The following is a 24,079-nucleotide window of genomic DNA, read 5'->3' as shown; positions in this document are numbered from 1 at the left end:
ACAATGATTGAATGGATTATCCGGCGGTCAGTCGCCAACCGTTTCCTGGTCATGATGGGAGCCCTGTTTCTGAGTATCTGGGGAACCTGGACTATCATCAATACCCCCGTGGATGCGTTACCCGATCTGTCTGATGTGCAGGTGATTATTAAAACAAGCTATCCGGGTCAGGCCCCGCAAATTGTTGAAAACCAGGTCACGTATCCGCTTACCACCACCATGCTCTCGGTACCGGGCGCAAAGACCGTGCGCGGTTTTTCCCAGTTTGGTGATTCCTATGTGTATGTCATTTTTGAAGACGGGACTGATCTTTACTGGGCACGCTCCCGCGTACTGGAATACCTTAATCAGGTACAGGGGAAATTGCCTGCTGGCGTGAGCTCTGAAATTGGCCCGGATGCCACGGGGGTGGGTTGGATATTTGAATATGCCCTGGTCGATCACAGCGGAAAACACGACCTTGCGGAACTGCGCTCCCTGCAGGACTGGTTCTTGAAATTTGAGCTGAAAACCATTCCGAACGTCGCAGAAGTTGCGTCGGTTGGCGGCGTGGTGAAGCAGTATCAGATCCAGGTGAATCCGCTGAAACTGGCCCAGTATGGTATCAGTCTGCCTGAAGTCAAACAGGCACTTGAATCTTCCAACCAGGAAGCCGGTGGCTCATCCGTTGAAATCGCGGAAGCCGAGTACATGGTTCGTGCCAGCGGTTATCTCCAGACCATTGATGATTTCAATAATATCGTTCTGAAAACCGGAGAAAACGGAGTACCCATTTATCTGCGCGATGTTGCCCGCGTACAGATAGGGCCGGAAATGCGACGCGGTATCGCAGAGCTTAACGGGCAAGGTGAAGTTGCCGGTGGAGTTGTGATCCTGAGATCGGGCAAAAATGCGCGGGAAGTTATCACGGCCGTAAAAGATAAACTGGAGACGCTGAAGGCCAGCTTGCCTGAAGGTGTAGAGATTGTGACCACCTATGATCGCAGCCAGTTGATCGATCGCGCCATTGATAATCTGAGCCATAAGCTCCTTGAAGAATTTATTGTGGTTGCCATCGTCTGTGCACTGTTCCTCTGGCATGTGCGTTCAGCGTTGGTGGCGATTATTTCTCTGCCACTAGGCCTTTGTATCGCCTTTATCGTCATGCACTTCCAGGGCCTGAACGCCAATATTATGTCGCTGGGAGGGATAGCCATTGCTGTGGGGGCGATGGTGGATGCGGCCATTGTCATGATTGAAAATGCGCATAAACGGCTGGAAGAGTGGGATCATCAGCATCCGGGTGAGCAGATTGACAACGCCAGCCGCTGGAAGGTCATTACCGACGCCTCTGTAGAAGTTGGCCCCGCGCTGTTCATCAGTCTGCTGATCATCACCCTGTCGTTCATTCCTATCTTTACCCTGGAAGGGCAGGAAGGGCGTCTGTTTGGTCCACTGGCGTTCACGAAAACGTATTCCATGGCAGGTGCAGCCGCGCTGGCAATCATCGTCATTCCGATCCTGATGGGATTCTGGATCCGGGGAAAAATTCCTGCGGAGACCAGCAACCCCCTGAATCGGCTACTGATTAAAGCCTATCATCCGTTGCTGCTGCGGGTACTCCACTGGCCAAAAACAACCCTGCTGGTTGCGGCTTTATCCATCCTCACGGTTATCTGGCCACTGAGTAAGGTGGGTGGTGAGTTTCTGCCGAAAATCAATGAAGGTGATCTGCTTTACATGCCGTCAACGTTGCCAGGCGTCTCTCCAGCAGAGGCCGCAACGCTCCTGCAGACCACGGATAAATTAATCAAAACTGTTCCTGAAGTGGCCTCTGTTTTTGGCAAGACCGGTAAAGCGGAGACAGCAACAGATTCCGCACCGCTCGAAATGGTGGAAACCACGATTCAGCTTAAACCTGAAGATCAGTGGCGACCAGGTATGACGATTGACAAAATTATTGACGAACTCGACAGGACAGTCCGTTTACCCGGTCTGGCAAATCTCTGGGTACCGCCAATTCGTAACCGTATCGATATGCTCTCTACGGGGATCAAAAGCCCGATAGGTATCAAGGTGTCAGGGACCGTTCTGTCGGATATTGATGTGACAGCTCAGAGTATCGAAGCGGTAGCCAAAACCGTGCCCGGTGTGGTTTCTGTTTTGGCTGAACGTCTGGAGGGAGGGCGCTACATTGATGTGGATATCAACCGTGAAAAAGCGTCCCGGTATGGTATGACAGTGGGCGATGTCCAGCTATTCGTCTCCTCAGCCATCGGTGGTGCGACGATAGGTGAAACGGTTGAAGGTGTGGCCCGGTACCCGATCAATATCCGCTATCCACAGGATTACCGAAACAGCCCAAATGCGTTGAAACAGATGCCCATCCTGACGCCGCTGAAGCAACAAATCACGCTGGGTGATGTTGCTGACGTTAACGTTGTTTCCGGGCCAACCATGCTGAAAACTGAAAATGCCCGGCCAGCCAGCTGGATTTACATTGATGCCCGCGGCAGGGACATGGTGTCGGTGGTAAACGACATTAAGATGGCTATCAGCCAGAAAGTAAAACTGAGACCGGGAACGAGTGTGTCATTCTCCGGACAGTTTGAATTACTGGAGCACGCCAACAAGAAACTGAAACTGATGGTACCGATGACAGTGATGATCATTTTCATTCTGTTGTACCTTGCGTTCCGTCGTGTTGATGAGGCCTTACTTATTCTGATGAGTTTGCCGTTCGCACTGGTTGGTGGGATATGGTTTCTGTACTGGCAGGGCTTCCATATGTCTGTGGCGACCGGAACCGGATTTATCGCCCTGGCTGGGGTGGCGGCAGAGTTTGGCGTGGTTATGCTGATGTATCTGCGTCATGCCGTTGAAGCGCATCCGGAGTTGTCCCGCAAGGAGGCGTTCACCCCGGAAGGCCTTGATGAAGCCCTGTATCATGGTGCCGTGTTGCGTGTCCGGCCAAAAGCCATGACCGTGGCGGTAATTATTGCCGGTCTGCTGCCCATACTCTGGGGAACCGGTGCAGGCTCAGAAGTCATGAGTCGTATTGCGGCACCGATGATTGGTGGAATGATCACGGCTCCACTCCTCTCGCTGTTCATTATCCCCGCTGCCTACAAATTAATCTGGCTGCGCAGACATAAAAAAAGCGCGTCATAACACGGTAAGGACACCCCCGGGGGTGTCCTTACGCATACATTCGCCCGAACATCAGGGGTTGTATCGAAATATACAGAAGTAACGATAAAAAAAGCGATTTTAATGGTCCTCGCTTTCGGCCTTTCACTGCCAGCAATGGCGAGTGAAAAGGTGATTGAAATGTACAACTTTGAAAAAGGAAGCCATGGGCGTTGAGCATTATCTACAGGCTCGTCCCATGGCTTATATCGAAATATCACTGATAATCTGTGTCATTTTTGACGACAGAATGTGCTATCCGTGCAAGTTTTGTGGCAACAGAGACAATAGCCTTACACCGCTGATTAAGTGTATCGCCATATACTCCTTACAAAAGTACATCAAGCTGTAACATGTTCCCCGTCTGCTCCTCCCCAGGTCGTCATTTTATAACACCCCAAGTTGTTTCATCAGGGTCAGGTTATCTTCAAGGTGCCAGTTGGCGATGATTTTATTGTTCCTGACCTGATAGATATCCGTCGCGATAAAATCAACCTGCTGGCCCTTTCCTTTCAGCTTGCCGAAAGTTCCCGTGAAATGTCCGTAGAAATGAAGGTGCGATACCACTCGATCGCCTGCAACGATCATCTGCTCAACCTCGCAACTCAGATCCGGGACGGCGGTACGGAAGGCACGGGAAGCCAAAAGCGCGCCTTCCGGTCCCTGTTTGCGGCCTTCCGGCGGTGTCTTATCAACAAAATTATCGGCCAGCGCTTCACGGGCCAGAGCTTCATCGCCCGTATTCCAGAATGTTGCGTAACGTCTCGCGACAGTTTCAAGCGCGGCCACGCGGGCTGAAGATAAGTGGCTTTCCGTAATCAATTCATGGGGTTTCACCAGCTCAGTCGGTGCAGAAAATACAGTACTGGCCACGGGAAGCAGCATTAGCGCCGCCAGCCGGGGAGGATAAAGCGTTAACTTTTTCATCGAAGGGTCCTTTGTGTTGCCTCAGAGAAACAGGTGACCCGGGCGCATTTCAGACGCCCGCGGATAAAACGTGAGGATTAGTTAATCAGTGCGCCGCCTTCGATATCCAGCAAGGTTCCGGTGACAAAGGGATTGTCCATCACGAACAGATAGCCTTTTGCTATGTCCTCTGCCCGCCCGAAGGCTTTTGCTGGCAGATTTTCAGCGGCAGAGGTAAGCATTTTTTCGCGAGCAGCCGGGTCCATGCCTGCGTAAGCCTCGGTATCTGTCAGCCCCGGACTCACCGCGTTGACCCGCAGCGGAGAAAGCTCCTTCGCCAGTACCTTAACGGCTGACTCCAGGGCCGCGTTCATGGTGGTCTTGACGATAGCACCCGCGACAGTGCGGCGAGAAACAAAGCCGCTGGTCAGCGTCAGAGTGCCCCGGGCATGAATATTTTTACTCAGATGCCTGGCGACATGGATGCTGCCCCAGAATTTGGTATCGAAAGCTAGCCGGGCCTCGTTCAGATTCAGGGAAGCGAGCGCCCCGCCTGGTGCATGCGATCCCGCCGTCACGATAATGTTATCTACCTCTCCGAGTGTCTGGCTAAGCTGGATCACCTCCTCCTCTTTGCTGATATCAAGGACGACAGTGTCTACAGATGCGCTTTTCTGGCTCAGAAACTGTCTGGCCCGCGCCAGCTTTTCACTGTCCCGTCCGGCAAGGATCAGGCTCTCTCCCTGTTCAGCCAGCGCACGGGCCACGGCAAAACCAATGCCGGAAGCCCCGCCGATGATTAATGTTTTTTTCGCCATAACTTTACGCCTCGTCGGTTTTGTAGAACGGATAATCGGTATAGCCTGCGCTGCTTCCGCCAAAGAGCGTGGTGGGATTGCTTACGGTCGCTAATGGAAGGTTATTCCTGAGCCGATACGGCAGGTCGGGGTTGGCAATGAACGAGCGGCCAAAGGCAAACAGGTCGGCCAGCCCCGCCTTAAGGAGTTTGTCCACTTTGTCCTGGGTATAATTTCCGGCGACAATAAGGGTGCCACTGAAGGTGGCGCGTAATGTTTCACGAAAATCAGCAGGTACCTGCGGGGCATCGTCCCAGTCAGCCTCTGCCAGGTGGATATAGGCGATACCTTTCTTTTCACACCATGCAGCCAGTGCAAGGATTGCTTCAGTCACCTGCGGGTCGTTCATTCCGCGCTGGGTGATGAACGGGGAAAGGCGTATACCTGTGCGCGTATTACCGATGGCGTCGCTGATGGCTTCCAGTACCTCCTGCGCAAAACGGATCCGGTTAGCCACGCTGCCGCCATACTCATCGGTACGTTTATTTGATGTCCGACGAAGGAACTGATCGATCAGATAACCATTACCGCCATGCACCTCAATACCATCAAAACCGGCATGAATGGCGTTTAATGCGGCCTGCCGGTAATCCGCAATAATCTGCTGAATATCGGCATGCTCAAGTGCCCGCGGCTCCGGACAGTCGACCATATGTCCTTCCCCCCGCTCATCAACAACCCATACCTGGGCATCAGGCGCGAGCGCAGACGGCGCGACAGGTTTGCCATCTTTATGGAAACCCGCATATGACATGCGGCCAACGTGCCAGAGTTGGGAAAAGATAATCCCTCCTGCACGGTGAACGGCTTCTGTGGTCAGCCGCCATCCTTCAACCTGTTCAGCGGAGTGCAGTCCGGGTGTCCAGGAGTACCCCTGCCCCTGAGGCGAAATCTGCGTAGCTTCTGTAATGATCAAACCCGCGCTGGCGCGCTGTTGGTAGTATGCCGCCATGAGTGCGGAAGGAACGTTTCCCGGCTGTAATGCCCGCGCCCGGGTCATTGGTGCCATCACGATCCGGTTTTTCAGGCTGAGAGCCTTCAGGTGGTAACTATCAAAAAGTGTACGATTTCCCATTTTCTGTCCCCGTAATGAATCGTTGAAAGTACTTTACGTGGCGTAAGATATTTTGATAATGGCAGTGAAATATGATTCTCTTTTCAGGATTACTGAATAATGGGAAAGCTTGAAGATATGGCACTGCTGGTTGCCGTGGTGGAGGCCGGGGGGCTTTCAGCTGCTGGTCGCCGTATGGGGCTCTCGCCGGCCACCATGACTGCCAGGCTGAAGGCGATTGAAGAGCGTTATCAGACCCGGCTATTCCACCGTTCCACCCGCGCCATTACCCTGACGCGTGCCGGTGAAGAGTTCTATCATGCTGCGCTACGCGTACTGGATGAAATGAACCACGCTGAGTCGCTGCTTGCGCAAAAAGAAGGGGTGCTCAGCGGTAATATCCGCATTTCGGCCCCCTCCGATTTTGGCCGACAGTATCTCAGCCCGGCTTTGCTCGATTTTTCCCGGCAGTATCCGGCAGTGAAAAGCTCGGTTTACCTGGGCGAAAATGTCGAAGATCTGGTAGCCAATCGTCTGGACATGAGCATTCGCTTCGGCAACTTGCCAGACAGCAGCCTGGTCGTCAGAAATATCCGCCCGAATCATCGGGTTCTGGTCGCTTCAGCCAATTATCTCCGCGCGGCAGGCACACCAGATACCATTGAGGATTTGCACAACCACCGATGCCTGGCGCTGGAATTGCGCGGAATGGTCATGAATGAATGGCGTTTTGAGCACAACGGTAAACAGAGCGCACTACGCTTTACCCCAGCCATGGTGTGCGACGATGGCGCACTACTCCGCCAATGGGTACTGGCTGATGCGGGTATTGCCAGTAAGTCATGGTGGGATGTAAAGCGTGATGTTGAACAAGGGAGGTTGCACATGTTATTTGCTGAAAGTTTTATTGGGTTTAGCCGCTTTGATAAAAAAAATGTCGGGCTACAATTTGTCTATCCGCAGCGACGGCTGCAGCCGCTGGCGGTTACCGCCTTCACCCAGTTCTTCATTGACTGGCTGGAAAATGAATAGAAGTCTATGACCTGCTCCCCGCCTAATAACACAGAGTAACGTTAGCAATGTCCCTTCCCGGCACAAGGCCGACAGATCTGTCTCGCTGAAAGTCTGCTCTGCGCTGTGAGTTCAACGGGTTGATGCAACGCTATCCTTAATCAAAGGAGACATTGCCATGAAACGAAGAACGGACGTTCACATATCTGCCCGAAGAAAAATGGCGTCGCCCAACAGCGTCAGGACATAAACATAAATACAGTTTAACTTTACAGTTTAGCTGTATACATTTAAGATAATTTCATGACCATCAAAAAATACACCGACAGCAATGCTGTCAATTCAGCCATTGCCGCTGAGCTGCGGCAGTTTTTCAGCATGCTAAAGCGACGCTTGCGTGAAGAAGGGCATACCAGTGATCTGACCCCAGGTCAGTCATCAGCCCTGCTGAGGCTGGAAAAAGAAGGTCCAATGACGATCTCCTCTCTGGCACGGTCGGAGGGTGTCCGTCATCAATCGATGAGAACGCTTGTTGCAGCCCTGCAGTCAAAGGGGCTTGTTAGGGGAACGGCGGATCCAGAGGATGGCCGCCAGATCATTATATCGTTAACGGATAAATGCCTCTCCATGCTTCTGGAAGGACGATCTGCACGCCAGGACTGGCTAAGCCGTGCAGTTGCTCAGCATCTGACGGAAGAAGAGCAGCGGCAGGTTCTGGCTGCTATCAGCTTGCTGCAAAAGCTGGTGGAGAAATAACGGTTTAATACTACGAATTTTCCGGAGCAGATATGGCCCTGACTGAACTCGATCCTATCCCGGCATTAATTGTTATTGATTTACAGAAAGGCATTATTGGCACGCCTTATAACGCCTCAGTCTCCGCCGTTGTTGAACACTGCGCAGCTCTGATAAAGGCATTTCGTCAGCGCCATTTACCTGTTGTGCTGGTCAGTGTCGCGGGGATGCCTCCGGGAAGACGGGATGATCGCCGCACTCTTCCCGATACGTTGCCGGAGGCGTTCACCGACTTCATTAAAGAAATTGATCCACAACCTTCAGATATTGTCGTGACCAAATACAGTTGGGGAGCCTTCTCCACAACCGCGCTGGAGTCCCGTCTGAAATCGCTCGGAGTGACCCAGGTTATCATCACTGGTGTGGCAACCGGTACAGGGGTGGAAGCCACTGCGCGGCAGGCCTGGGATTGCGGTTTCAATGTGGTATTGCCCGTTGATGCGATGGCCGACAACCGACCGGAAGCGCATAACTGGAGTGTACAGAATATCTTTCCCCGGCTTGGCGAAACTGCCCTGTCAGCCGATATCCTCAGCGAACTGGAAAGCAGGAAGAATAAATGAACCTGTTACATTATCTGTCCCTGCTGGCTGGGGGGATGTTTCTTATGAACGCCGTGCCCCATGTTATCAGTGGCGTTCAGGGCAGAGCGTTTCAGTCACCCTTTGCCACACCAGCAGGAAAAGGGCTTTCATCATCGATGGTCAATGTCCTGTGGGGATTGACCAACCTGTTACTGGCCTGGTTGCTGCTTATCCATTTAGGTCGAGTTGATATCGCCCGCTGGCCGGACGCGATAGCTCTTTTTGTTGGTATAGCGGCTATTGCCCTTTTTTCTGCCCATCATTTCGGTCAGTTTCATGGTGGAAATCATCCCCGCAAAAAATGAAACCTCTCAACCCTGTTGTTTTCCGATCGTTGCGTAATTTTAACTACCGGCTTTGGGCTGCCGGGGCGTTTGTGTCTAATATCGGAACCTGGATGCAGCGTACCGCACAGGACTGGCTGGTTTTTGTCGTTCTGACGCCGCATAACGGCTCAGTGCTGGGAACGGTGATGGCGCTGCAGTTCGCTCCGCATTTTCTTTTCCTTCCATGGACTGGCATTGCTGCTGACCGGTTTAACCAGCGGAAATTACTGATGTTCACGCAGGGATCAATGGGCGTGCTGGGGATCATGCTTGGCCTGATGACAGTGGGAGGGATTATTCAACTGTGGCATCTGTATGTGTTCGCCTTTCTTTTCGGCAGTATTACGGCGGTTGATGCTCCGGTTCGCCAGACATTTGTGTCAGAACTTGTCGGCGAAAGCGATCTCTCCAATGCCGTTGCGCTGAACTCGATGTCCTTTAATGCGGGGCGTTTTATCGGTCCTGCGGTTTCAGGCCTTCTTATCGCGTCTGCGGGAACCGGATGGTGCTTTCTGATCAATGGTTTCTCATTTCTGGGTATCCTGGCTTCACTTTTGTTCCTGAGAAAAAACGAGCTGAATCTTTCCGGCAGGGCGTCGCGGCGCAGAGGCGCATTTACCGAAGGCCTCCGTTATGTCCGTGGGCGTCCGGATCTGGTGGCGATCCTGTTGATGCTTTTTTTTATCGGAACATTTGGTCTGAATTTTCCAATATTCCTGTCTTCTATGGGGATAAGGGTCTTCCATGCTGATGCTACCAGATATGGTTTTCTGTCATCCGTTATTGCCACAGGAACCATCGTGGGAGCATTAGTGAATGCGGGCTATGACCGCATTCAATTCCGTCATCTGGTTGTCAGCGCCGGAGTGTTCGCATGTGGTTGTGCCGCCGCTGCATTATCTCCTGATTACGTTTTTTTTGCGGCGTCACTTGTCGTCACCGGGGCTGCAGCCATGTTTTTCACCAATGCCACGAACAGCCTGATGCAGCTTTCAACCACGCCGGTAATGCGAGGGAGGGTGATGGCGTTGAGGGTTGCTGTTGCCATGGGAACCACGCCGATCGGCGCCCCCATCACGGGCTGGGTGGCGGATAATATCGGTCCTCGATGGGCCATGGGTATTGCCGCGTTATCCGGACTGGCAGCGGCCGTGGCAGGATTAATGGCGTCGTCCTTTAACAGAAAACAGGGTAAGTATCAGGACGATACCTGAACTCAGGAAAACCGCCTTAACAAACTCTTGCCATGCTTCCTATGGAAAAACGTAGCATGAGATGAATGTCCCCTTCTTTAAGGACTACGTGCCGGTGAGCCAGAGGGCTTCCGGCAAATGTTTACCGTAGCGCGATGTCAGCTTGTGGAGCGTTAAGCGCAGCGCTAAAAAGTGGTTTACCCGGGCCTGTAAGCCATTGTTTCAGTTTCATCATCTCACCAAACGCCTTCTCCAGTGCCGGTATGTCAGCCACGCCAGCGACAATGCCATTATCAACCAGTTCCGTAAGCCGACGGAGGAAGCTGTTTTGTTCTAGCAGTGCGTCAGGAAAGCGTTGATAGTGTATGGGAAAACCTGCGGCGTTCGAGAAAGCCTGCTCCAGATCCTCCCCGGTCAGCGCCTGGCCGGAGATTTCCAGCACTTTTCCTGCGAAATGTTGAGGGTTACACAGAATGTGGGCATTAATACGCCCGAGATCTTCCAGCGCGATCATTTGCATCTGCTGATCACGTTGCATAAAGAAGAAAAAATTCCCGGTGTTCAGGCCCATTCCGGGTAACATCATCATCTCCATGAAGCTTGCCGGGCGCGTGATCGTCGAGGAAATAGGTAAAGCGCGGACATAATTTTCTATCTCCGACTTGCTGTCGAAATGCCCCATACCGGTAGGCCCTTTTCCGGCCGCTCCGGACGAAGAGTAAACAAGATGGCTGACACCGGCGGCAAGGGCACTGTCAGCGATATCTTTTCCCTGCTTTATCTCCTGCTCATCGCTTATCTCTCCTTGCGGAGAGCTGGCCTGAACGCTGAAAACACCCCGGATACCCTCCATTGCCCGATCAATGGAAGCCCGGTCAAAAAGGTTACCGACGGCAAGCGTGATACCTACCGCCATCAGAGCCTGAGCCTTTTTGCTATAGGGATCCCGCACAAAGGCCCTGACTTCACGACCATCTGCCCGTAGAGCGCGAGCCACCGCTCCTCCCTGTTGTCCGGTAGCACCGAAAACAAGAAATTCTGCTGTTTTGTTCATTGAGGTTCTCCATAGTAACTATTGAAGGTCACAGTATGGAACTATTATTATTTCCTCCACAAGACGGCACATTTTTGGTTGCTGGTTACATACAGATAACTAACAGCAGCCTTCAGCGGAGAAAAAGTATGGCGCGTGAAATTAATGGCAGACCGATTATTGAAACACCGGACGGACCGAAACTGACACCTTGTGCTCCAGGGAGTGTGCTGGAAAGGCTGGGTGATAAATGGACCATACTGGTTATCTCACTGCTGTCGCTTTCGCCTGATATCCCCATGCGCTTTAGCGCCATTCGCCGCGGAATTCCCGATATCTCACAGCGTATGTTGACGTTGACGCTACGCAACCTGGAACGAGATGGTCTCGTTAATCGTTATTATTATCCGGAGCTTCCTCCACGAGTGGAGTATCAGCTAACTGAGCGTGGCCATTCGATGCTGAAACCCCTCGCCGGATTCACCGACTGGATCAGGGATACATGGCAGGATATTGAGACTTCTCGCAAAGCCTTTGATGAGGCAGCAGAAAAAAAGACGACATTGTCCCGTTAAACCGACAGCGAAAAACGAACCGTGTTTTTATGAATCACGGAAACCGGCGGGCGTGAGTGTAGTGGCACACTAAATTTGGCCACCTGAACAGAGGTGACCTACTCCTCGTTGATTAACACACAACAATGTTATTAATGCCCCTTAGGCAAGTAATAAATCTCCTCACTCATGGCAGACTTCGCGACGCTCCAGGCGGTCCGCTTCGTGCCAGGAGCGGACATTGCCAACATCAATCGGCCTCAATCTATGGGGAGCAGATCACCCCTCAAAGGCCCCCAGATACCACTTGATTTGGGTATAACTGAGTTGACTTCGATAGAACTCGTAACAGAAAAATCCAGTAATTTCAGGGAGTATAAAGGAGGAAAAAAGAATTCAGTAGAGGTGTGTTGACTTGAACCCTACAGGATTCGAACCTGTGACCTACGGCTTAGAAGAACGTAGAGCGTTATTTATGGCATTGTAATATCACTGTTTTCACCCTGCTCGCGCCCGGAATGTGTCATTACGTGTCATATCGATACTTCTACATCCTTCAGGTTACGACAGAGCATGACACAATTACGACACAGAGAATGCAAAGCCTTGCAAACCGATGCAAAGCTTTGTGCCACTTTTCGCATTGCGTCTCCTGTTAACCTCACACGCTACATACTGAAACGATAAGCACTCCAGCGGTCCTATCCCGCTTTCTCGATCAATGTCGTATTTAATGCTATTATCTGAGACCCATTATCGAATGAAAAATAGACGCAATATGGATTCAAAAATCAATTCTTCCTTTAAGATAAATACGTTTGCAGGGAGAGATAAAAGTTTAGATGTCGCCAAAGGTATAATGATGGCTTCTGTTGTGGCTGGTCATATATCATCATTTCCTTTTGGAGAGATTTTTTATTATTACCATGTAGCTGGCTTCTTTTTACTTTCTGGTTTTTTCTTTAATTACGTTAAGTATTCTAATAGTTTTATTTCATTTTTATTAAGCAGGAAAAAAATAATACTTCAATATTGCGGATATTCTTTATTTTTCATTCTCATGCATAATGTTTTCATTTCTTATGGAATCCAGCCAGAATACGCAATCAATTATTCATATCAAAATTACATCATCAGCATAATTAATTCCATAACAGTACCATCAGAGACTATGCTTGGTGCCATGTGGTTTATACCAGTATTAATAATTATGCAGATTATTTTTTATTCCATAAATAAAATTACAAATATAATTACAAAAAATAGAACTATTCTTCCATCAATAATTGTAACGCTATTCTTTTTTGGTTGGTGGATTTTAAAAAATAAATATATAGTTAATGACAAATTATTACAGAATAACGTGCCAAACGTACAGTATTTCACTTACTTACCATTCTTTTATGTAGGGTATTTGCTAAAAGATTATGGGCTATCTTTTCTAAAGAATACAAGAATAATGATTACAAGTCTTGTTGTAATAGTGTTAACATATATAACCATGAGGCCACCAATTTACATTTATGGCGATGTGGATCCATTTCTTTTCATTACGCTCACTTTTATAAGTATTGCTTTTGTGATTGGGTTTTCTCACCATGTAAAAGTTAAGCTTTTAGTAAACTTATTTAAGTATATAGGTGAGAATACTATTCATATACTTGCCTTGCATTTTCTTTTTTTCAAATTAGCAACATTTATTCTTTTGAAGATTAACGTTGTGCCAGAAGGATCGATGCATGTGATAGGAACGATGCCAGATAATGGATTTCTTGCCACCTTGCTATATCTGACATGCGGTATATTTGGGCCGTTACTTCTAGTTGAATTGTATACAATTATTAAGTACAGGATCAGCGCATTTAGATTGCATAAGGTGTGAATATAAATGCCGCTACATTTCAATAAGCGGCATTATCTTTTAATGAATTAATTCATAAAATAATCGATATTAAATTCAATACATTATACGACCTCATGTCTCGGTGCGCACTGTCAAATGGGCTCGTCAAAATCACACTCTGGACAAATCCAGCAAAGAAATCCGTATCGCATCCCTTGATACATCTGCGCTCCGCAGATCGGACAAAATTTTACTTTTTGCTGCGACTGCGAATTGCTTTCTTCAGTTGTAGTGGATGTTGTAGATGTGGTTGTGTTATCTGCCATAATTAGATCCTTATTTATATAGGGTATTGAGCGATAATTTCGTCGCGATCTGACGCATACTGAGCTTTCCTTGCAGAAATCTGTGCAATAACAGCATTTTTCTTTGTTCCTTCACTTGTTCCATCATTTACTGCGGCGGCAAGCCATGCGCGGTTAAGCGACTCCATATCCCCCTGATATTCTGCACTCAAAGAAATTAGTGCTGCTTTAAGCAACTCTGAGTTGGGAGTGGCAGGAATATCGATCCATGCGGGCATTCCGGAACTGTCAGTCCCTCGTTGTTTCCCTTCTGGCTGATTAGAGATAAATTCATGAAATACATCTTCATTAACTTCAACGTAAGAAGTTGGCCATGTTCCTGCTGACTCATAATCCGCTTGCATGGAAAGTGGATAAAAAACACCGTTAGAATATGCGTACATATTAATATCCTATTGCATACCAACTAATATAAGAATCAACTCGAGTGGCAGATGTGTTCCATGCCTGAACGGTAAAACCGACATTATTACACCAGAAAAATTTATTACTACAGGAGATACGGCATTATTTCTTTCATTGCCACATATTGCTGTACAAGACGTCGTAAGCGCGATTGGGAACGTGACATTAGAGCCGCTAGTTGTTGTGTTTCCTGACCCCCATTACAAAATGACACCACCAGGCAGAACCTGGTAACCGGTAAGCGATTTTGATGAAGTAAAATATCCCATATCAGGTATCTGCCCTGATGATGATCCCACATCTCTTTGTGATGCGCTCCCCAGCGCTAACACAGTGCGCATATCCGCAGTAGTGGATTTTGATAAGAGGGTAAGAGACAAAGCAGATAACGTACCGCCCTGCAAAACTCCACTACCATTGCGAAACGGAAACGTGAAGTTAGGTAAAGATAAAGCTGAGAACTCAGTTAGTTGTGTGCTCTTTGGCTGGTATCCATTAAAAACAAATGCTGTCGTAGCGATCGAGGTGTCATTGTCGCCCGCTGCCGGTGTCGGTGCTTTTGGATCACCTGTGAATGTCGGATTATCGATAGGCGCAGCCGTTAATAAGGCCAGCATATCCGCGACTGTAGACTTTGACAGAAAATTTAGAGACAGAGTTGACAAGGCGCCGGCCTGTAATGCCGCACTTCCATTTCTAAAAGGAAATGTAAGATTTGGCAGACTTACATTGGCAAACTCTGTTAATTGTGTGCTCTTTTGCTGATATCCATTAAAAACAAACGCTGTCGTAGCTAATTGGTTAGTATTGGTTCCTGCGGGAGCTGTTGGCGCGGTTGGTGTACCTGTTAATGCAGGGTTATTAACCGGCGCGGCTGTAAGCGAATTTAGCATATCCACCGCAGTGGATTTTGACAGCAACTCCAGCGACAGGTTTGTCACCGTGCCGAGGGTTATGCTTTTTTGGCCCGTTGAATACCGGAAACTGCAGGTTAACCGTGTTGAGGCTGGCAAGTGCCGTCAGCATCGCATCCAGTGGCTGAAAATCCGCTCCAAAAGCAGAATGCATCTTGGCTACAAATCCAGAGATATCACCATCATCAAGCACATTCTGCCCGCTTTTATCTGCGGTATATTGAGCCAGAGCCGCCGCAATAAAAGTTGCCTGGCGCAGTGCTTTATTTACCTGTGCTGAACTGGCTTTTCCTGACTGGAATCCCGTAAGCAAAGCTGCCAGCGCTTCCCAGTCTGCCTGCGACGTGACATTTGCACCTGTTCCGGTTGCAAACGGTTTAAAATTATTGGTAGCCATTACAGTAATTTCTCCCACGATCCGGCATCAAATCCGGTGATATATTCGTTATCCATGTCAAACCCGAAAAACCTATTTCCTTCTGAGGGTGTTTCCACCGCCGGTATTTCAATACTTCCTCCCCAGACGCCAGCCGCTTTCACAGTTAAATAACCCTGCTTAATCGCGGCAATTAACTCCAGCGAAACCAGTGAAATATCAACTTCCGGGAATACCCAAATACCAATAGTCATGTCCTGGTTGTCGACGATCTGCATGCGTAGGCCAGAACCGGCAAGAGCGGAGTCAAGGATAGGTGGCAGTGTGTCGTTGGTACCGTCCCAGTTGTTGATTGCGATTTTGGCTTTCAGGATCACCCGGTAAGTTTCATCACTCAGCCTCGTATAACCGGAATCCGGGTCGTATGGCCCTTGCCATACCCCCGGGTCATATCCCAGTCCGTCCGTATCCCACGAAAAATAAATGCCGCTGATGGGCACACTGACGATGCGTGATCGGCCTATCCACTCGCCAAGTATGTCGAGTTGCACACCGACAGCGGTATCGATATCAAATGCGGTGATCAGACTATTAAGCGACGTGGAAATGTCAGTGAGTGGCCTGGTGGATAAATCCACATGCTGGATCCCGGCGTGGTAGTTGGTGATCAGGTCGGTGTATTTACTCATGGTGCCACCGTGATCGAGATATTTTCCGTCGAGCAGCTTGCAGCCTCGTCGTAAGCAATGTTGATATTTGCCGCTGCTACGCTTCCCACAGATTTACCGATCAGCAGATCTGTGATGTCGTAAAAACGCGCGTTGCCACCGCTCACGACGCCAAGATTTGCCGGGGAGTAAATGCGGCTCAACAGCACGCTATCACCGATCAATAAGCTGTTGATGTAATCGGCCACTGCTTGCTTGATATCCTCCCCGATCTGTGAGGTGTATCCAATAAACACCTGTACTGTTATGGCGACATACACAGGGACATCGACAGGGCGAGAAAAGCTGATGTTATGCGGGTTACCGTAGATATCCGGAACCTGAATCGTTGTCTTGCTATAAGTCGCTACGCCCTGGCCTTTTTTACCCCGGATAGTCTGGGCGATCGTCGTGGCGTCTTCGCCGTCGACAATGGCGGAAATAGAGTGTGCCGGCAGGCCATTCACATCTACCGAACCCGTATTGTTCTCATACAGCTTGTGCCGCGTCACGCCAGAGATGTTCGCCAGCGCGCCGTCTACGGCATCGAACGGCGTAAGCGATGGCAGCGCAACGCTTTGGCTTTGCCGTATGCGCAACTCAGCGTCCGTTTCTGCGGCGGTGCCAACAGTGGCAGCCTGTGGGTTATTCACTGATGTCCACCCGCGCGTCGGCGTATTTATGCCGGTCACCGTTCCAGCCAGCGCAGCAACAGCGCCTGTCGTGTTACACGTTGCCGTAACCGGGTTTCCGTCGATTATCGTTGTGGATGGCAGATTCCAGATGATGCCATTTGCATCTTTCACCGAGCCATTTGTGATAGTCGTGCCGGTTGTGCCGGAAAGGATAAGATCCACGGTCGAGCGAGTTTCACCCTTACGCGCAATTCCGTTAATTTTGACATTGCGTGACAACGCATCACTAAGTGCGGTTGAGGGCGAATAGCTGTTATAGACGGCGATCGCCGTGTTGTTCGCATCGTGGATCGCCAGCGACATCAGCGATACCATCTGGCCGTCTTTACTGTCAGGTCAAGATAAGAATCCGTGCCATAAATCTGCTGAAAAAAACCGGTGACAGTATCGAGTATTGTCTGGTAATCAGGCGCGGTGATCCCCTGGGCGGTTACCGGCCTGCGCCGATCCAACATACTTGATATGGAGTGGCAGCAGGTCGATATGCAGAGAAAGGTTGCATGGGTAAATCCGGAGAACGCGAAGGCGGGCAAGGCTATCGGCGTCGCTCTGAATGATACCGCATGCAGGGTGCGAGGGATCAGATTGGTAAAAGCTCACGCTGGGTGTTCGTGCACACGAAGGCAAAACATCGCCCCGACGGCACATTAACTCCGGCTGTCAGGAAAATGCGGGTGGATGACAATAACGCCTGGAATGCCGGGTTAAAGAAAGCAGGCATTGAAGATTTTCGCTTCCATGATTTGCGGCACACCTGGGCAAGCTGGCTTGTGCAGTCCGGCGTCCCGCTTTCTGTTTTGCAGGAAATGGGCGGATGGGAGAGCATTGAGATGGTGCAGCGGTATGCTCACCTGGCCCCGAATCATCTTACCGAGCATGCACGGAAAATTGACGCCATTTTTGGCAACCATGACACAAATACGACACAAGGAGCAAATCAGGCTGGATTAAAATTAGCGTAACCTGCTAATTTTAAATGGTACGCCCTACAGGGTTCGAACCTGTGACCTACGGCTTAGAAGGCCGTTGCTCTATCCAGCTGAGCTAAGGGCGCATTGCGCGGATGCTCCACCTTTGCGGTGGAAACGGCTGGAATTATACGGTCAGTGCCTGATGAGTCAATGTATTTTCCGCTGGCTGCTTGCTTAGTGAACGGCTGCGAGCAATTTCGCGCCATCCTTCCTGTTTTCAGGCCGATGTCTCACGGCTAATTACCACTTTCAGTGCCTTTCGATGAGAATGCTCTTTACGGCGGCGAACTCCGCCAACGCCCGTCATGGCCCCACATTTGCTGAGAGGATGAATTGTTGAAATTTCGTTAAAAACGGGACTTCACGGGACATTTTCCGCTCTCCGCCCTCCCCTTTGCAGGTGAAATACACAAACGATAACTGACAGCACGCCGCGCTTCTGACAAAATAGTCACATCCCCCTTAGTTGAAACGACAGATGGAATCCTCTCTCTGATGGCAGCAAAGATTATTGATGGTAAAACGATTGCGCAGCAGGTGCGCTCTGAGGTTGCGGAAAAAGTACGGGCGCGCGTTGCGGCCGGGAAACGCGCCCCAGGCCTGGCAGTCGTACTGGTTGGCAGCAACCCGGCATCGCAAATTTATGTCGGCAGCAAGCGCAAAGCCTGTGAGGAAGTGGGTTTCATCTCCCGCTCTTACGATCTTCCTGAAACCACCAGCGAAGCCGAGCTGCTGGAACTTATCGACAAGCTGAACGCCGATGTCACCATCGACGGTATTCTGGTGCAGTTGCCGCTGCCCGCCGGTATCGACAACGTGAAGGTGCTGGAACGTATCGCGCCGGATAAAGACGTTGATGGTTTCCATCCGTATAACGTGGGTCGCCTGTGCCAGCGCGCACCGCGTCTGCGTCCCTGCACACCGCGCGGGATCGTGACGCTGCTGGAGCGCTACAACATTGATACCTTTGGCCTCAACGCCGTTGTGATCGGCGCGTCCAATATCGTCGGTCGCCCGATGAGCATGGAGCTGCTGCTGGCGGGATGTACCACCACAGTGACGCACCGTTTCACCAAAAACCTGCGTCATCACGTTGAGAACGCCGATCTGCTGATCGTCGCAGTCGGTAAACCGGGCTTTATTCCGGGCGAGTGGATCAAAGAGGGCGCCATTGTTATCGATGTCGGCATTAACCGCCTGGAAAACGGCAAAGTGGTCGGCGATGTAATTTATGAAGAAGCTGCGGCCCGCGCGGCGTATATTACCCCGGTTCCCGGCGGTGTCGGCCCGATGACCGTCGCCACCCTGATCCAGAACACGCTGCAAGCGTGTGAAGAATATAATGATGTAGAAGGCGCATAAGATGGCAACATTTTCCCTGGGAAAACACCCGCACGTAGAGTTGTGCGATCTGCTGAAACTGGAAGGCTGGAGCGAGAGCGGTGCGCAAGCGAAAATCGTCATTGCTGAAGGTCGTGTGAATGTGGATGGCGCAGTGGAAACGCGCAAACGATGCAAAATCGTTGCCGGTCAGACTGTGAGCTTTGACGGCCAGAGCGTAACCGTTACCGCCTGAGCACCTGCCAAAATACCGGTTGGCGCTGCACTTATGCGCGCCTGCAAATTGTGCGTTTCCAGGCCGGATAAGGCGATAACCGCCATCCGGCCGTTCTTATTTAATCACCTTTAATCCCCCTCAATCATCACGGTTTATTACCGATCAACCTCAAATAATCATTAATTGATCTAGCTGAATGTGAAAATTTAGTTGCAGCATTTCAACCCTTATCTCACGATAAGTAGAACGTTCTACTAAAACGTTCTACTGACAATAATAACGCGCAAAATGCGCAATTTCGGGGAAAATCAGCATGAGTCTGATATCAGGGTTTGTTAAATCGCTGTCTAAGTTATCGATGATTGGTCGTGCACTGATGCTGCCGATCTCTCTGTTACCGGCTGCGGGCTTATTACTGGCCTTCGGCGACAAATTCCATCTGCCGTTGATGATGAACGCAGGCGGCGTCATTTTTGATAACCTGCCTATGCTTTTCGCCATCGGTTCAGCTGTCGGGCTGGCCTCCGAATCCGGGATCGCGGCACTGTCGGCAGCGGTATCGGTGTTTATCACCAACATCACCATCGGCACCATGTTAGGCATTACGCCGGAGATGGCCTCTCAGGGCGGGAAATACGCCATGGTTGTCGGGATCCCGACGCTGCAAATGGGCGTTTTCGGTGGCCTAATCTGCGGTATTCTCGCCGCCTGGTGCTATAACCGTTTCCACACGATGCAGTTGCCGGAGTTTCTCGGCTTCTTCTCCGGCAAGCGTTTTGTCGCCATTGCTACGGCGTTCCTGTCATTTGTGCTAGGCCTGCTGCTGCCGTATGTCTGGCAACACATCCAGGCGGGTATTGATGCGTTGTCGGTGATAGTCAACGGCGATAACCAGGCGGCCTCGACCTTTATTTTCGGGCTGGTAGAACGCGCGTTGATCCCGCTCGGCCTGCACCACATCTGGTATCCCTCATTCTGGTATTCGTTTGGCGATTACACCACGCAGGCAGGCCAGGTGATCCACGGTGACCAGACTATCTGGTTCAAAATGCTGGAAGAAGGGGTGAAATCATTCAGCAGTGACACCTATCAGAACGCCGGGAAATTTATGCAGGGTGAGTTCCCGCTGATGCTGTTCGCACTCCCTGCTGCTTGCCTTGCGATGTACCACGAAGCGCAGACCCGCAACAAAAAAATTGCTTCCGGTATCCTCTTCTCGGCAGCGCTGACCTGCTTCCTGACCGGGATCACCGAGCCGGTTGAATTTACCTTTATTTTTGTCGCGCCAATCCTCTATGTCTTTAACGCCATCATGGCGGGTCTGGCCTATATGACGATGTACCTGCTGCATGCACACATCGCCAAATCGTTCTCTGCCGGGTTTATTGATTACCTGTCGTTCGGCATTCTGCCTTCGTTTAACGGCTATCAGACCAACTTCCTGAATGCCATTATCGTCGGTATTCCGATGGCGCTGATTTATTACTTCACCTTCCGTTTTGTGATCCGCCGTTTTGATGTCAAAACGCCAGGTCGTACCGACGTGACCGCCGTGGCGGACGATAAAACCGATGCCGAACTGGCCACTGAAATTATCGGCCTGCTGGGCGGCACGAAAAATATTGACTCCGTGGGTTCCTGCATCACCCGTTTGCGCCTCGAAGTGGCGAAGAGCGAAATGGTGGATAAAGATGGCCTTAACGGGCTGGGCGCACGCGGTGTGGTGTTCGTGGGTGACACCGGTATTCAGGTGATTTTTGGCGCGAGGGCACAATTTATCGCGCAAACCATGTCCACGATGATCGGCAAATAATAATATGCCGGACTGGCGCCTCTGCGGTAGGCTACCCGAGGCGCTAACCCGGCGGATAAGCAGGAAATTCAGGGAGCAGAGTTGAAGAAAGTCAGCATTATTGATGTCGCAAAGCAGGCGGGCGTTTCCGTCTCCACCGTCTCGCTGGTGCTGCGTCAGAAAGGGAAAATCTCAGAAGCGACGATCGAGAAAGTTCATGCGGCGATCGCGGCACTCGGTTATGTGCAAAACGTCGCGGCGGCTAACCTGCGCGCCAATACCTCAAACCTGATTGGGCTTATTCTGCGCGATTTCAGCGACAGCTTTTCCATCAAAGTAATGGCCAGTATCGTTCAGGAGTTGGAAAAGCAGGGATATATGGTGTTCCTCGGCCAACCGCTTAATGATGGCGAACATCTGGAACGCTGCTTGCTCTCCTTCCAGCAGCAGGGCGTGGCAGGCGTGATTTATCTGGCCTCGGATACGCGCAGCGCATCGCTGCCTGAACAGATCCGCAAATGTCAGTTACCGCTGGTCGTCGTTTCACAGTCACTGCTCAACGAAAACTGCGATTTGGTGATGCGTGATAACCGGCAGGCGGCAAGCCTGGCGACGCGCTATCTGATTGAACGCGGACACCGCAGCATTGCTTATATTGGCGGTGTTGAAGGCGATTTACTTCGCCAGCAGCGGTTGCTGGGTTTTCGCAGTGCGATGAGCCAGTATGGGTTAGTGCTGCGTGAAGGCTCTACGCCGGATTGCAGCGACGACACCCAGGCAGCAGGCTACGCCACCCGGCAATTGCTGGAAAATAACAACACCATCACCGCCTTGCTCTGTCACTCTCCAGCTGCAATGATTGGCTCGATATCCGGCATTCACCAGACCGGGCGTACCATCGGCAAGGATGTCTTTCTTTCTCAACAAGTTGCACTGATAGGGTTTGAGGATATGCTGCATGTCAACCTCACCTCACCCTCGTTCACCTATGTCTCTTCTGCCAGTGAAGAGACCGGACGCCAGGGCGCCGGGCTGATGCTGCGTAAACTGAAAGAACCAGAGTTGCAAACCCAGCGTATTACGCTCTCCGGGCAGCTTATCGCCCGCGAGTCAGCGTAATTAACTGCATCCAATAAACGGCATCTCATTGGCCATAATGATTATTTCCAGCATATTGGTGGGCACCAGGTGATCATTTCGGAGTTGCTATGGGTATGGCTACCGGGCGCAATAGTGATGGGGTTTTTGTGGTGGCGCAGGCGTTACAATCCTCACGTACTGCGTGTACGCTCCGGTTGTTGCGCGCTGTCCGTGTCCAAACTGTCTGCAACAATATACGCCTACTGGGATACGCTCTAAGCGGTGAATTACGGTTTTCGCGTTAGCCTGCGTATGCCGGTGCGTTACTCAATGGCAGATAAAATACGCCAGAGATAAAAAAGCGGCCGAAGCCGCTTTTTTGTTACTTACGGCGCCAGGTGGTGCCTTGCGGGCCATCTTCCAACACGATCCCCATCTCATTGAGACGATCACGCGCCGCATCGGCTGCCGCCCAGTTCTTCGCTTTACGCGCATCCAGACGCTGCTGGATCAACTGTTCGATTTCTGTCACTTCGCCCTCGTCCGCCTGCGCTCCGCTTTGCAGGAAAACATCCGGCTCCTGCTCCAGCAGACCGAGCACGCCTGCCAGCTTGCGCATATGTGACGCCAGCGCATTAGCCGCATGCGCATCTTCCGTTTTCAGACGGTTCACTTCACGCGCCATGTCGAACAGCACCGAGTAGGCTTCCGGCGTGTTGAAATCATCATCCATTGCTTCAACGAAACGTGCTTCAAACGCCTCGCCGCCTTCCGCCGGCACAGCGCTATCCGTACCGCGCAGTGCGGTGTACAGACGTTCCAGCGCAGAGCGCGCCTGTTTCAGGTTCTCTTCGCTGTAGTTCAACTGGCTGCGGTAGTGGCCCGACATCAGAAAGTAGCGGATGGTTTCCGCGTCGTAATACTTCAGCACGTCGCGCACGGTAAAGAAGTTGCCCAGCGATTTTGACATCTTCTCGCGATCAACCATCACCATGCCGGAGTGCATCCAGTAATTCACGTATTCACCATCGTGCGCACAGGTCGACTGGGCGATTTCGTTTTCATGGTGCGGGAACATCAGATCAGAACCACCGCCGTGAATGTCGAAATGCGAACCCAGTTGTTTGCAGTTCATCGCAGAGCACTCAATATGCCAGCCTGGACGCCCTTCGCCCCACGGCGACTGCCAGCTCGGCTCGCCCGGCTTGGACATTTTCCACAATACGAAATCCATCGGATTACGTTTTACTTCTGCGACCTCAACGCGTGCCCCAGCCTGCAACTGATCCAGATCCTGGCGCGAAAGCTGGCCGTAAGTCGGATCCGTCAGCACTGAGAACATCACATCGCCGTTGTCAGCCACATAAGCGTGACCACGTTCCAGCAGGCGTTCGGTGATTTCAATAATTTCATGGATATGGTGCGTCGCGCGCGGCTCGCTGTCCGGGCGCAGAATATTGAGGGCATCAAAATCTTTGTGCATCTCGACGATCATACGATCGACCAGTACAACAAAGCTTTCGCCATTTTCATTCGCGCGCTTAATGATTTTGTCGTCAATATCGGTGATGTTACGCACATACTTTAGCTTATAGCCGAGAAAACGCAGGTAGCGCGCAACCACGTCGAAGGCAACAAAAGTGCGGCCGTGGCCGATATGACACAGATCGTAAACAGTGATACCACACACGTACATGCCGACTTCCCCGGCATGAATAGGTTTGAATTCCTCTTTTTGGCGCGTCAGTGTATTAAAGATTTTTAACATCGAAGATTCCATTTGGACGTGTGTGGAACGAAAAGCGCATATATTACCTGTAATTCAACCCCGAAGCAGCACACTTTGCAAGGTGATCCCACCTCGCGGTTATGCTATAACAGGCGACTATCTC

At 50.8% G+C, this 24,079-nt stretch carries 20 protein-coding genes, 1 tRNA gene and 4 pseudogenes; 14 read left to right on the top strand and 11 right to left on the bottom strand.

The window, feature by feature from the left end; genetic code table 11:
* Positions 1-3 precede the first annotated feature (3 nt).
* Both silA and BM427_RS26415 read left to right on the top strand, forming a co-directional pair.
* Positions 4-3,150 (top strand): Cu(+)/Ag(+) efflux RND transporter permease subunit SilA, encoded by a 3,147-nt coding sequence (gene silA, locus BM427_RS01410; protein ID WP_090118526.1) that lies wholly within the window; start codon positions 4-6, stop codon positions 3,148-3,150.
* Between the two features lie 84 nt (positions 3,151-3,234).
* A pseudogene (locus BM427_RS26415) lies at positions 3,235-3,324 on the top strand (DUF411 domain-containing protein); the annotation flags it as partial.
* 231 nt (positions 3,325-3,555) lie between these two features.
* Here BM427_RS26415 and BM427_RS01400 read toward each other — a convergent pair.
* The 3 genes from BM427_RS01400 to BM427_RS01390 form a co-directional block, all read right to left on the bottom strand.
* Positions 3,556-4,095 (bottom strand): ester cyclase, encoded by a 540-nt coding sequence (locus tag BM427_RS01400; RefSeq protein WP_090118522.1) that lies wholly within the window; start codon positions 4,093-4,095, stop codon positions 3,556-3,558.
* Between the two features lie 77 nt (positions 4,096-4,172).
* On the bottom strand, positions 4,173-4,892 hold the full coding sequence (locus BM427_RS01395; protein ID WP_090118520.1) for an SDR family oxidoreductase: 720 nt from the start codon (positions 4,890-4,892) through the stop codon (positions 4,173-4,175).
* A 4-nt stretch (positions 4,893-4,896) separates the two neighbouring features.
* On the bottom strand, positions 4,897-6,006 hold the full coding sequence (locus BM427_RS01390) for an alkene reductase (protein ID WP_090118518.1): 1,110 nt from the start codon (positions 6,004-6,006) through the stop codon (positions 4,897-4,899).
* A gap of 99 nt (positions 6,007-6,105) precedes the next feature.
* Between BM427_RS01390 and BM427_RS01385 the strand changes: the two genes are divergently transcribed.
* The 5 genes from BM427_RS01385 (at position 6,106) to BM427_RS01365 (ending at position 9,915) form a co-directional block, all read left to right on the top strand.
* A complete protein-coding gene (locus tag BM427_RS01385; RefSeq protein WP_090118516.1) occupies positions 6,106-7,017 on the top strand; it encodes a LysR family transcriptional regulator in 912 nt (303 codons plus the stop codon).
* Between the two features lie 282 nt (positions 7,018-7,299).
* Positions 7,300-7,752 carry a MarR family winged helix-turn-helix transcriptional regulator gene (locus BM427_RS01380; RefSeq protein WP_090118514.1) on the top strand — a complete coding sequence of 151 codons (453 nt, stop codon included), beginning with the start codon at positions 7,300-7,302 and terminating at the stop codon, positions 7,750-7,752.
* Positions 7,753-7,784: 32 nt separating this feature from the next.
* Positions 7,785-8,354, top strand: a complete 570-nt coding sequence (locus tag BM427_RS01375; protein ID WP_090118512.1) for an isochorismatase family protein — start codon at positions 7,785-7,787, stop codon at positions 8,352-8,354.
* On the top strand, positions 8,351-8,680 hold the full coding sequence (locus tag BM427_RS01370) for a hypothetical protein (RefSeq protein ID WP_090118510.1): 330 nt from the start codon (positions 8,351-8,353) through the stop codon (positions 8,678-8,680). The genes BM427_RS01375 and BM427_RS01370 overlap by 4 nt, the downstream gene beginning before the upstream one ends.
* Positions 8,677-9,915, top strand: a complete 1,239-nt coding sequence (locus BM427_RS01365) for an MFS transporter (protein WP_090118508.1) — start codon at positions 8,677-8,679, stop codon at positions 9,913-9,915. Before BM427_RS01370 ends, BM427_RS01365 begins: the two co-directional genes overlap by 4 nt.
* A gap of 121 nt (positions 9,916-10,036) precedes the next feature.
* On the opposite strand, the gene BM427_RS01360 is transcribed toward BM427_RS01365, so the two are convergent.
* Positions 10,037-10,948, bottom strand: coding sequence for an NmrA/HSCARG family protein (locus BM427_RS01360; RefSeq protein WP_090118507.1), 912 nt, complete (start codon positions 10,946-10,948; stop codon positions 10,037-10,039).
* A gap of 35 nt (positions 10,949-10,983) precedes the next feature.
* On the opposite strand from BM427_RS01360, the gene BM427_RS01355 reads away from it, so the two are divergent.
* A complete protein-coding gene (locus tag BM427_RS01355; protein ID WP_244316603.1) occupies positions 10,984-11,502 on the top strand; it encodes a winged helix-turn-helix transcriptional regulator in 519 nt (172 codons plus the stop codon).
* Between the two features lie 757 nt (positions 11,503-12,259).
* The gene (locus tag BM427_RS01350) at positions 12,260-13,363 is read left to right on the top strand and encodes an acyltransferase family protein (RefSeq protein ID WP_090118502.1); all 1,104 of its coding nucleotides are present in this window, start codon (positions 12,260-12,262) and stop codon (positions 13,361-13,363) included.
* A gap of 301 nt (positions 13,364-13,664) precedes the next feature.
* Here BM427_RS01350 and BM427_RS01345 read toward each other — a convergent pair whose 3' ends face one another.
* The 5 genes and pseudogenes from BM427_RS01345 to BM427_RS01330 all read right to left on the bottom strand — a co-directional run bounded on the left by BM427_RS01345 (position 13,665) and on the right by BM427_RS01330 (position 17,241).
* Positions 13,665-14,072 carry a tail fiber assembly protein gene (locus tag BM427_RS01345; protein ID WP_090118500.1) on the bottom strand — a complete coding sequence of 136 codons (408 nt, stop codon included), beginning with the start codon at positions 14,070-14,072 and terminating at the stop codon, positions 13,665-13,667.
* A gap of 222 nt (positions 14,073-14,294) precedes the next feature.
* Entirely contained in the window at positions 14,295-14,987 is a 693-nt protein-coding gene (locus BM427_RS25150; RefSeq protein WP_139234369.1) for a hypothetical protein, read from the bottom strand.
* A gap of 102 nt (positions 14,988-15,089) precedes the next feature.
* A pseudogene (locus BM427_RS01340) lies at positions 15,090-15,405 on the bottom strand (hypothetical protein); the annotation flags it as partial.
* Positions 15,405-16,073: a baseplate wedge 1 family protein gene (locus BM427_RS01335; RefSeq protein WP_090118498.1), complete on the bottom strand. Its 669-nt coding sequence runs from the start codon at positions 16,071-16,073 to the stop codon at positions 15,405-15,407. The gene BM427_RS01335 and the pseudogene BM427_RS01340, both read right to left, overlap by 1 nt.
* Positions 16,070-17,241 (bottom strand): annotated as a pseudogene (locus BM427_RS01330) (baseplate J/gp47 family protein). The gene BM427_RS01335 and the pseudogene BM427_RS01330 overlap by 4 nt, the downstream one beginning before the upstream one ends.
* On the opposite strand from BM427_RS01330, the pseudogene BM427_RS01325 reads away from it, so the two are divergent.
* Positions 17,219-17,748 (top strand): annotated as a pseudogene (locus tag BM427_RS01325) (site-specific integrase); the annotation flags it as partial. The pseudogenes BM427_RS01330 and BM427_RS01325 overlap by 23 nt on opposite strands.
* A 15-nt stretch (positions 17,749-17,763) precedes the next feature.
* On the opposite strand, the gene BM427_RS01320 reads toward BM427_RS01325, so the two are convergent.
* A tRNA-Arg gene (locus BM427_RS01320) sits at positions 17,764-17,840 on the bottom strand.
* 412 nt (positions 17,841-18,252) lie between these two features.
* Here BM427_RS01320 and folD point away from each other — a divergent pair.
* From folD to malI, 4 genes are all read left to right on the top strand, one after another.
* Positions 18,253-19,119 (top strand): bifunctional methylenetetrahydrofolate dehydrogenase/methenyltetrahydrofolate cyclohydrolase FolD, encoded by an 867-nt coding sequence (gene folD, locus BM427_RS01315; RefSeq protein WP_090118496.1) that lies wholly within the window; start codon positions 18,253-18,255, stop codon positions 19,117-19,119.
* Position 19,120: 1 nt separating this feature from the next.
* Positions 19,121-19,333: a ribosome-associated protein YbcJ gene (gene ybcJ, locus BM427_RS01310; RefSeq protein WP_090118495.1), complete on the top strand. Its 213-nt coding sequence runs from the start codon at positions 19,121-19,123 to the stop codon at positions 19,331-19,333.
* A 295-nt stretch (positions 19,334-19,628) separates the two neighbouring features.
* Complete coding sequence (locus tag BM427_RS01305) at positions 19,629-21,128, top strand: PTS transporter subunit EIIC (RefSeq protein ID WP_090118493.1); 1,500 nt, start codon at positions 19,629-19,631, stop codon at positions 21,126-21,128.
* A gap of 81 nt (positions 21,129-21,209) precedes the next feature.
* Entirely contained in the window at positions 21,210-22,226 is a 1,017-nt protein-coding gene (malI, locus tag BM427_RS01300; protein ID WP_090118491.1) for a Mal regulon transcriptional regulator MalI, read from the top strand.
* A gap of 343 nt (positions 22,227-22,569) precedes the next feature.
* Here malI and cysS read toward each other — a convergent pair whose 3' ends face one another.
* Positions 22,570-23,955 (bottom strand): cysteine--tRNA ligase, encoded by a 1,386-nt coding sequence (gene cysS, locus BM427_RS01295; RefSeq protein WP_090118489.1) that lies wholly within the window; start codon positions 23,953-23,955, stop codon positions 22,570-22,572.
* Positions 23,956-24,079 lie beyond the last annotated feature (124 nt).

It is taken from the genome of Kosakonia arachidis (genome assembly GCF_900116535.1).
In the GTDB taxonomy this organism is placed as follows: Bacteria; Pseudomonadota; Gammaproteobacteria; order Enterobacterales; family Enterobacteriaceae; genus Kosakonia; species Kosakonia arachidis.
Note: the sequence above shows the minus strand (reverse complement) of the source record. Positions and strands in the feature narration are given on the sequence as shown.

What these genes read in the sequence shown, in the direction of transcription:
- ybcJ (WP_090118495.1), top strand. Translation starts at nt 19,121, where the DNA reads ATGGCAACATTTTCCCTGGGAAAACACCCGCACGTAGAGTTGTGCGAT.
- folD (WP_090118496.1), top strand. Translation starts at nt 18,253, where the DNA reads ATGGCAGCAAAGATTATTGATGGTAAAACGATTGCGCAGCAGGTGCGC.
- BM427_RS01350 (WP_090118502.1), top strand. Translation starts at nt 12,260, where the DNA reads ATGGATTCAAAAATCAATTCTTCCTTTAAGATAAATACGTTTGCAGGG.
- BM427_RS01370 (WP_090118510.1), top strand. Translation starts at nt 8,351, where the DNA reads ATGAACCTGTTACATTATCTGTCCCTGCTGGCTGGGGGGATGTTTCTT.
- BM427_RS01380 (WP_090118514.1), top strand. Translation starts at nt 7,300, where the DNA reads ATGACCATCAAAAAATACACCGACAGCAATGCTGTCAATTCAGCCATT.
- BM427_RS01335 (WP_090118498.1), bottom strand. Translation starts at nt 16,073, where the DNA reads ATGAGTAAATACACCGACCTGATCACCAACTACCACGCCGGGATCCAG.
- BM427_RS01385 (WP_090118516.1), top strand. Translation starts at nt 6,106, where the DNA reads ATGGGAAAGCTTGAAGATATGGCACTGCTGGTTGCCGTGGTGGAGGCC.
- silA (WP_090118526.1), top strand. Translation starts at nt 4, where the DNA reads ATGATTGAATGGATTATCCGGCGGTCAGTCGCCAACCGTTTCCTGGTC.
- BM427_RS01375 (WP_090118512.1), top strand. Translation starts at nt 7,785, where the DNA reads ATGGCCCTGACTGAACTCGATCCTATCCCGGCATTAATTGTTATTGAT.
- BM427_RS01345 (WP_090118500.1), bottom strand. Translation starts at nt 14,072, where the DNA reads ATGTACGCATATTCTAACGGTGTTTTTTATCCACTTTCCATGCAAGCG.
- BM427_RS25150 (WP_139234369.1), bottom strand. Translation starts at nt 14,987, where the DNA reads ATGCTAAATTCGCTTACAGCCGCGCCGGTTAATAACCCTGCATTAACA.
- BM427_RS01395 (WP_090118520.1), bottom strand. Translation starts at nt 4,892, where the DNA reads ATGGCGAAAAAAACATTAATCATCGGCGGGGCTTCCGGCATTGGTTTT.
- BM427_RS01305 (WP_090118493.1), top strand. Translation starts at nt 19,629, where the DNA reads ATGAGTCTGATATCAGGGTTTGTTAAATCGCTGTCTAAGTTATCGATG.
- BM427_RS01400 (WP_090118522.1), bottom strand. Translation starts at nt 4,095, where the DNA reads ATGAAAAAGTTAACGCTTTATCCTCCCCGGCTGGCGGCGCTAATGCTG.
- BM427_RS01355 (WP_244316603.1), top strand. Translation starts at nt 10,984, where the DNA reads ATGGAACTATTATTATTTCCTCCACAAGACGGCACATTTTTGGTTGCT.
- BM427_RS01390 (WP_090118518.1), bottom strand. Translation starts at nt 6,006, where the DNA reads ATGGGAAATCGTACACTTTTTGATAGTTACCACCTGAAGGCTCTCAGC.
- BM427_RS01360 (WP_090118507.1), bottom strand. Translation starts at nt 10,948, where the DNA reads ATGAACAAAACAGCAGAATTTCTTGTTTTCGGTGCTACCGGACAACAG.
- BM427_RS01365 (WP_090118508.1), top strand. Translation starts at nt 8,677, where the DNA reads ATGAAACCTCTCAACCCTGTTGTTTTCCGATCGTTGCGTAATTTTAAC.
- cysS (WP_090118489.1), bottom strand. Translation starts at nt 23,955, where the DNA reads ATGTTAAAAATCTTTAATACACTGACGCGCCAAAAAGAGGAATTCAAA.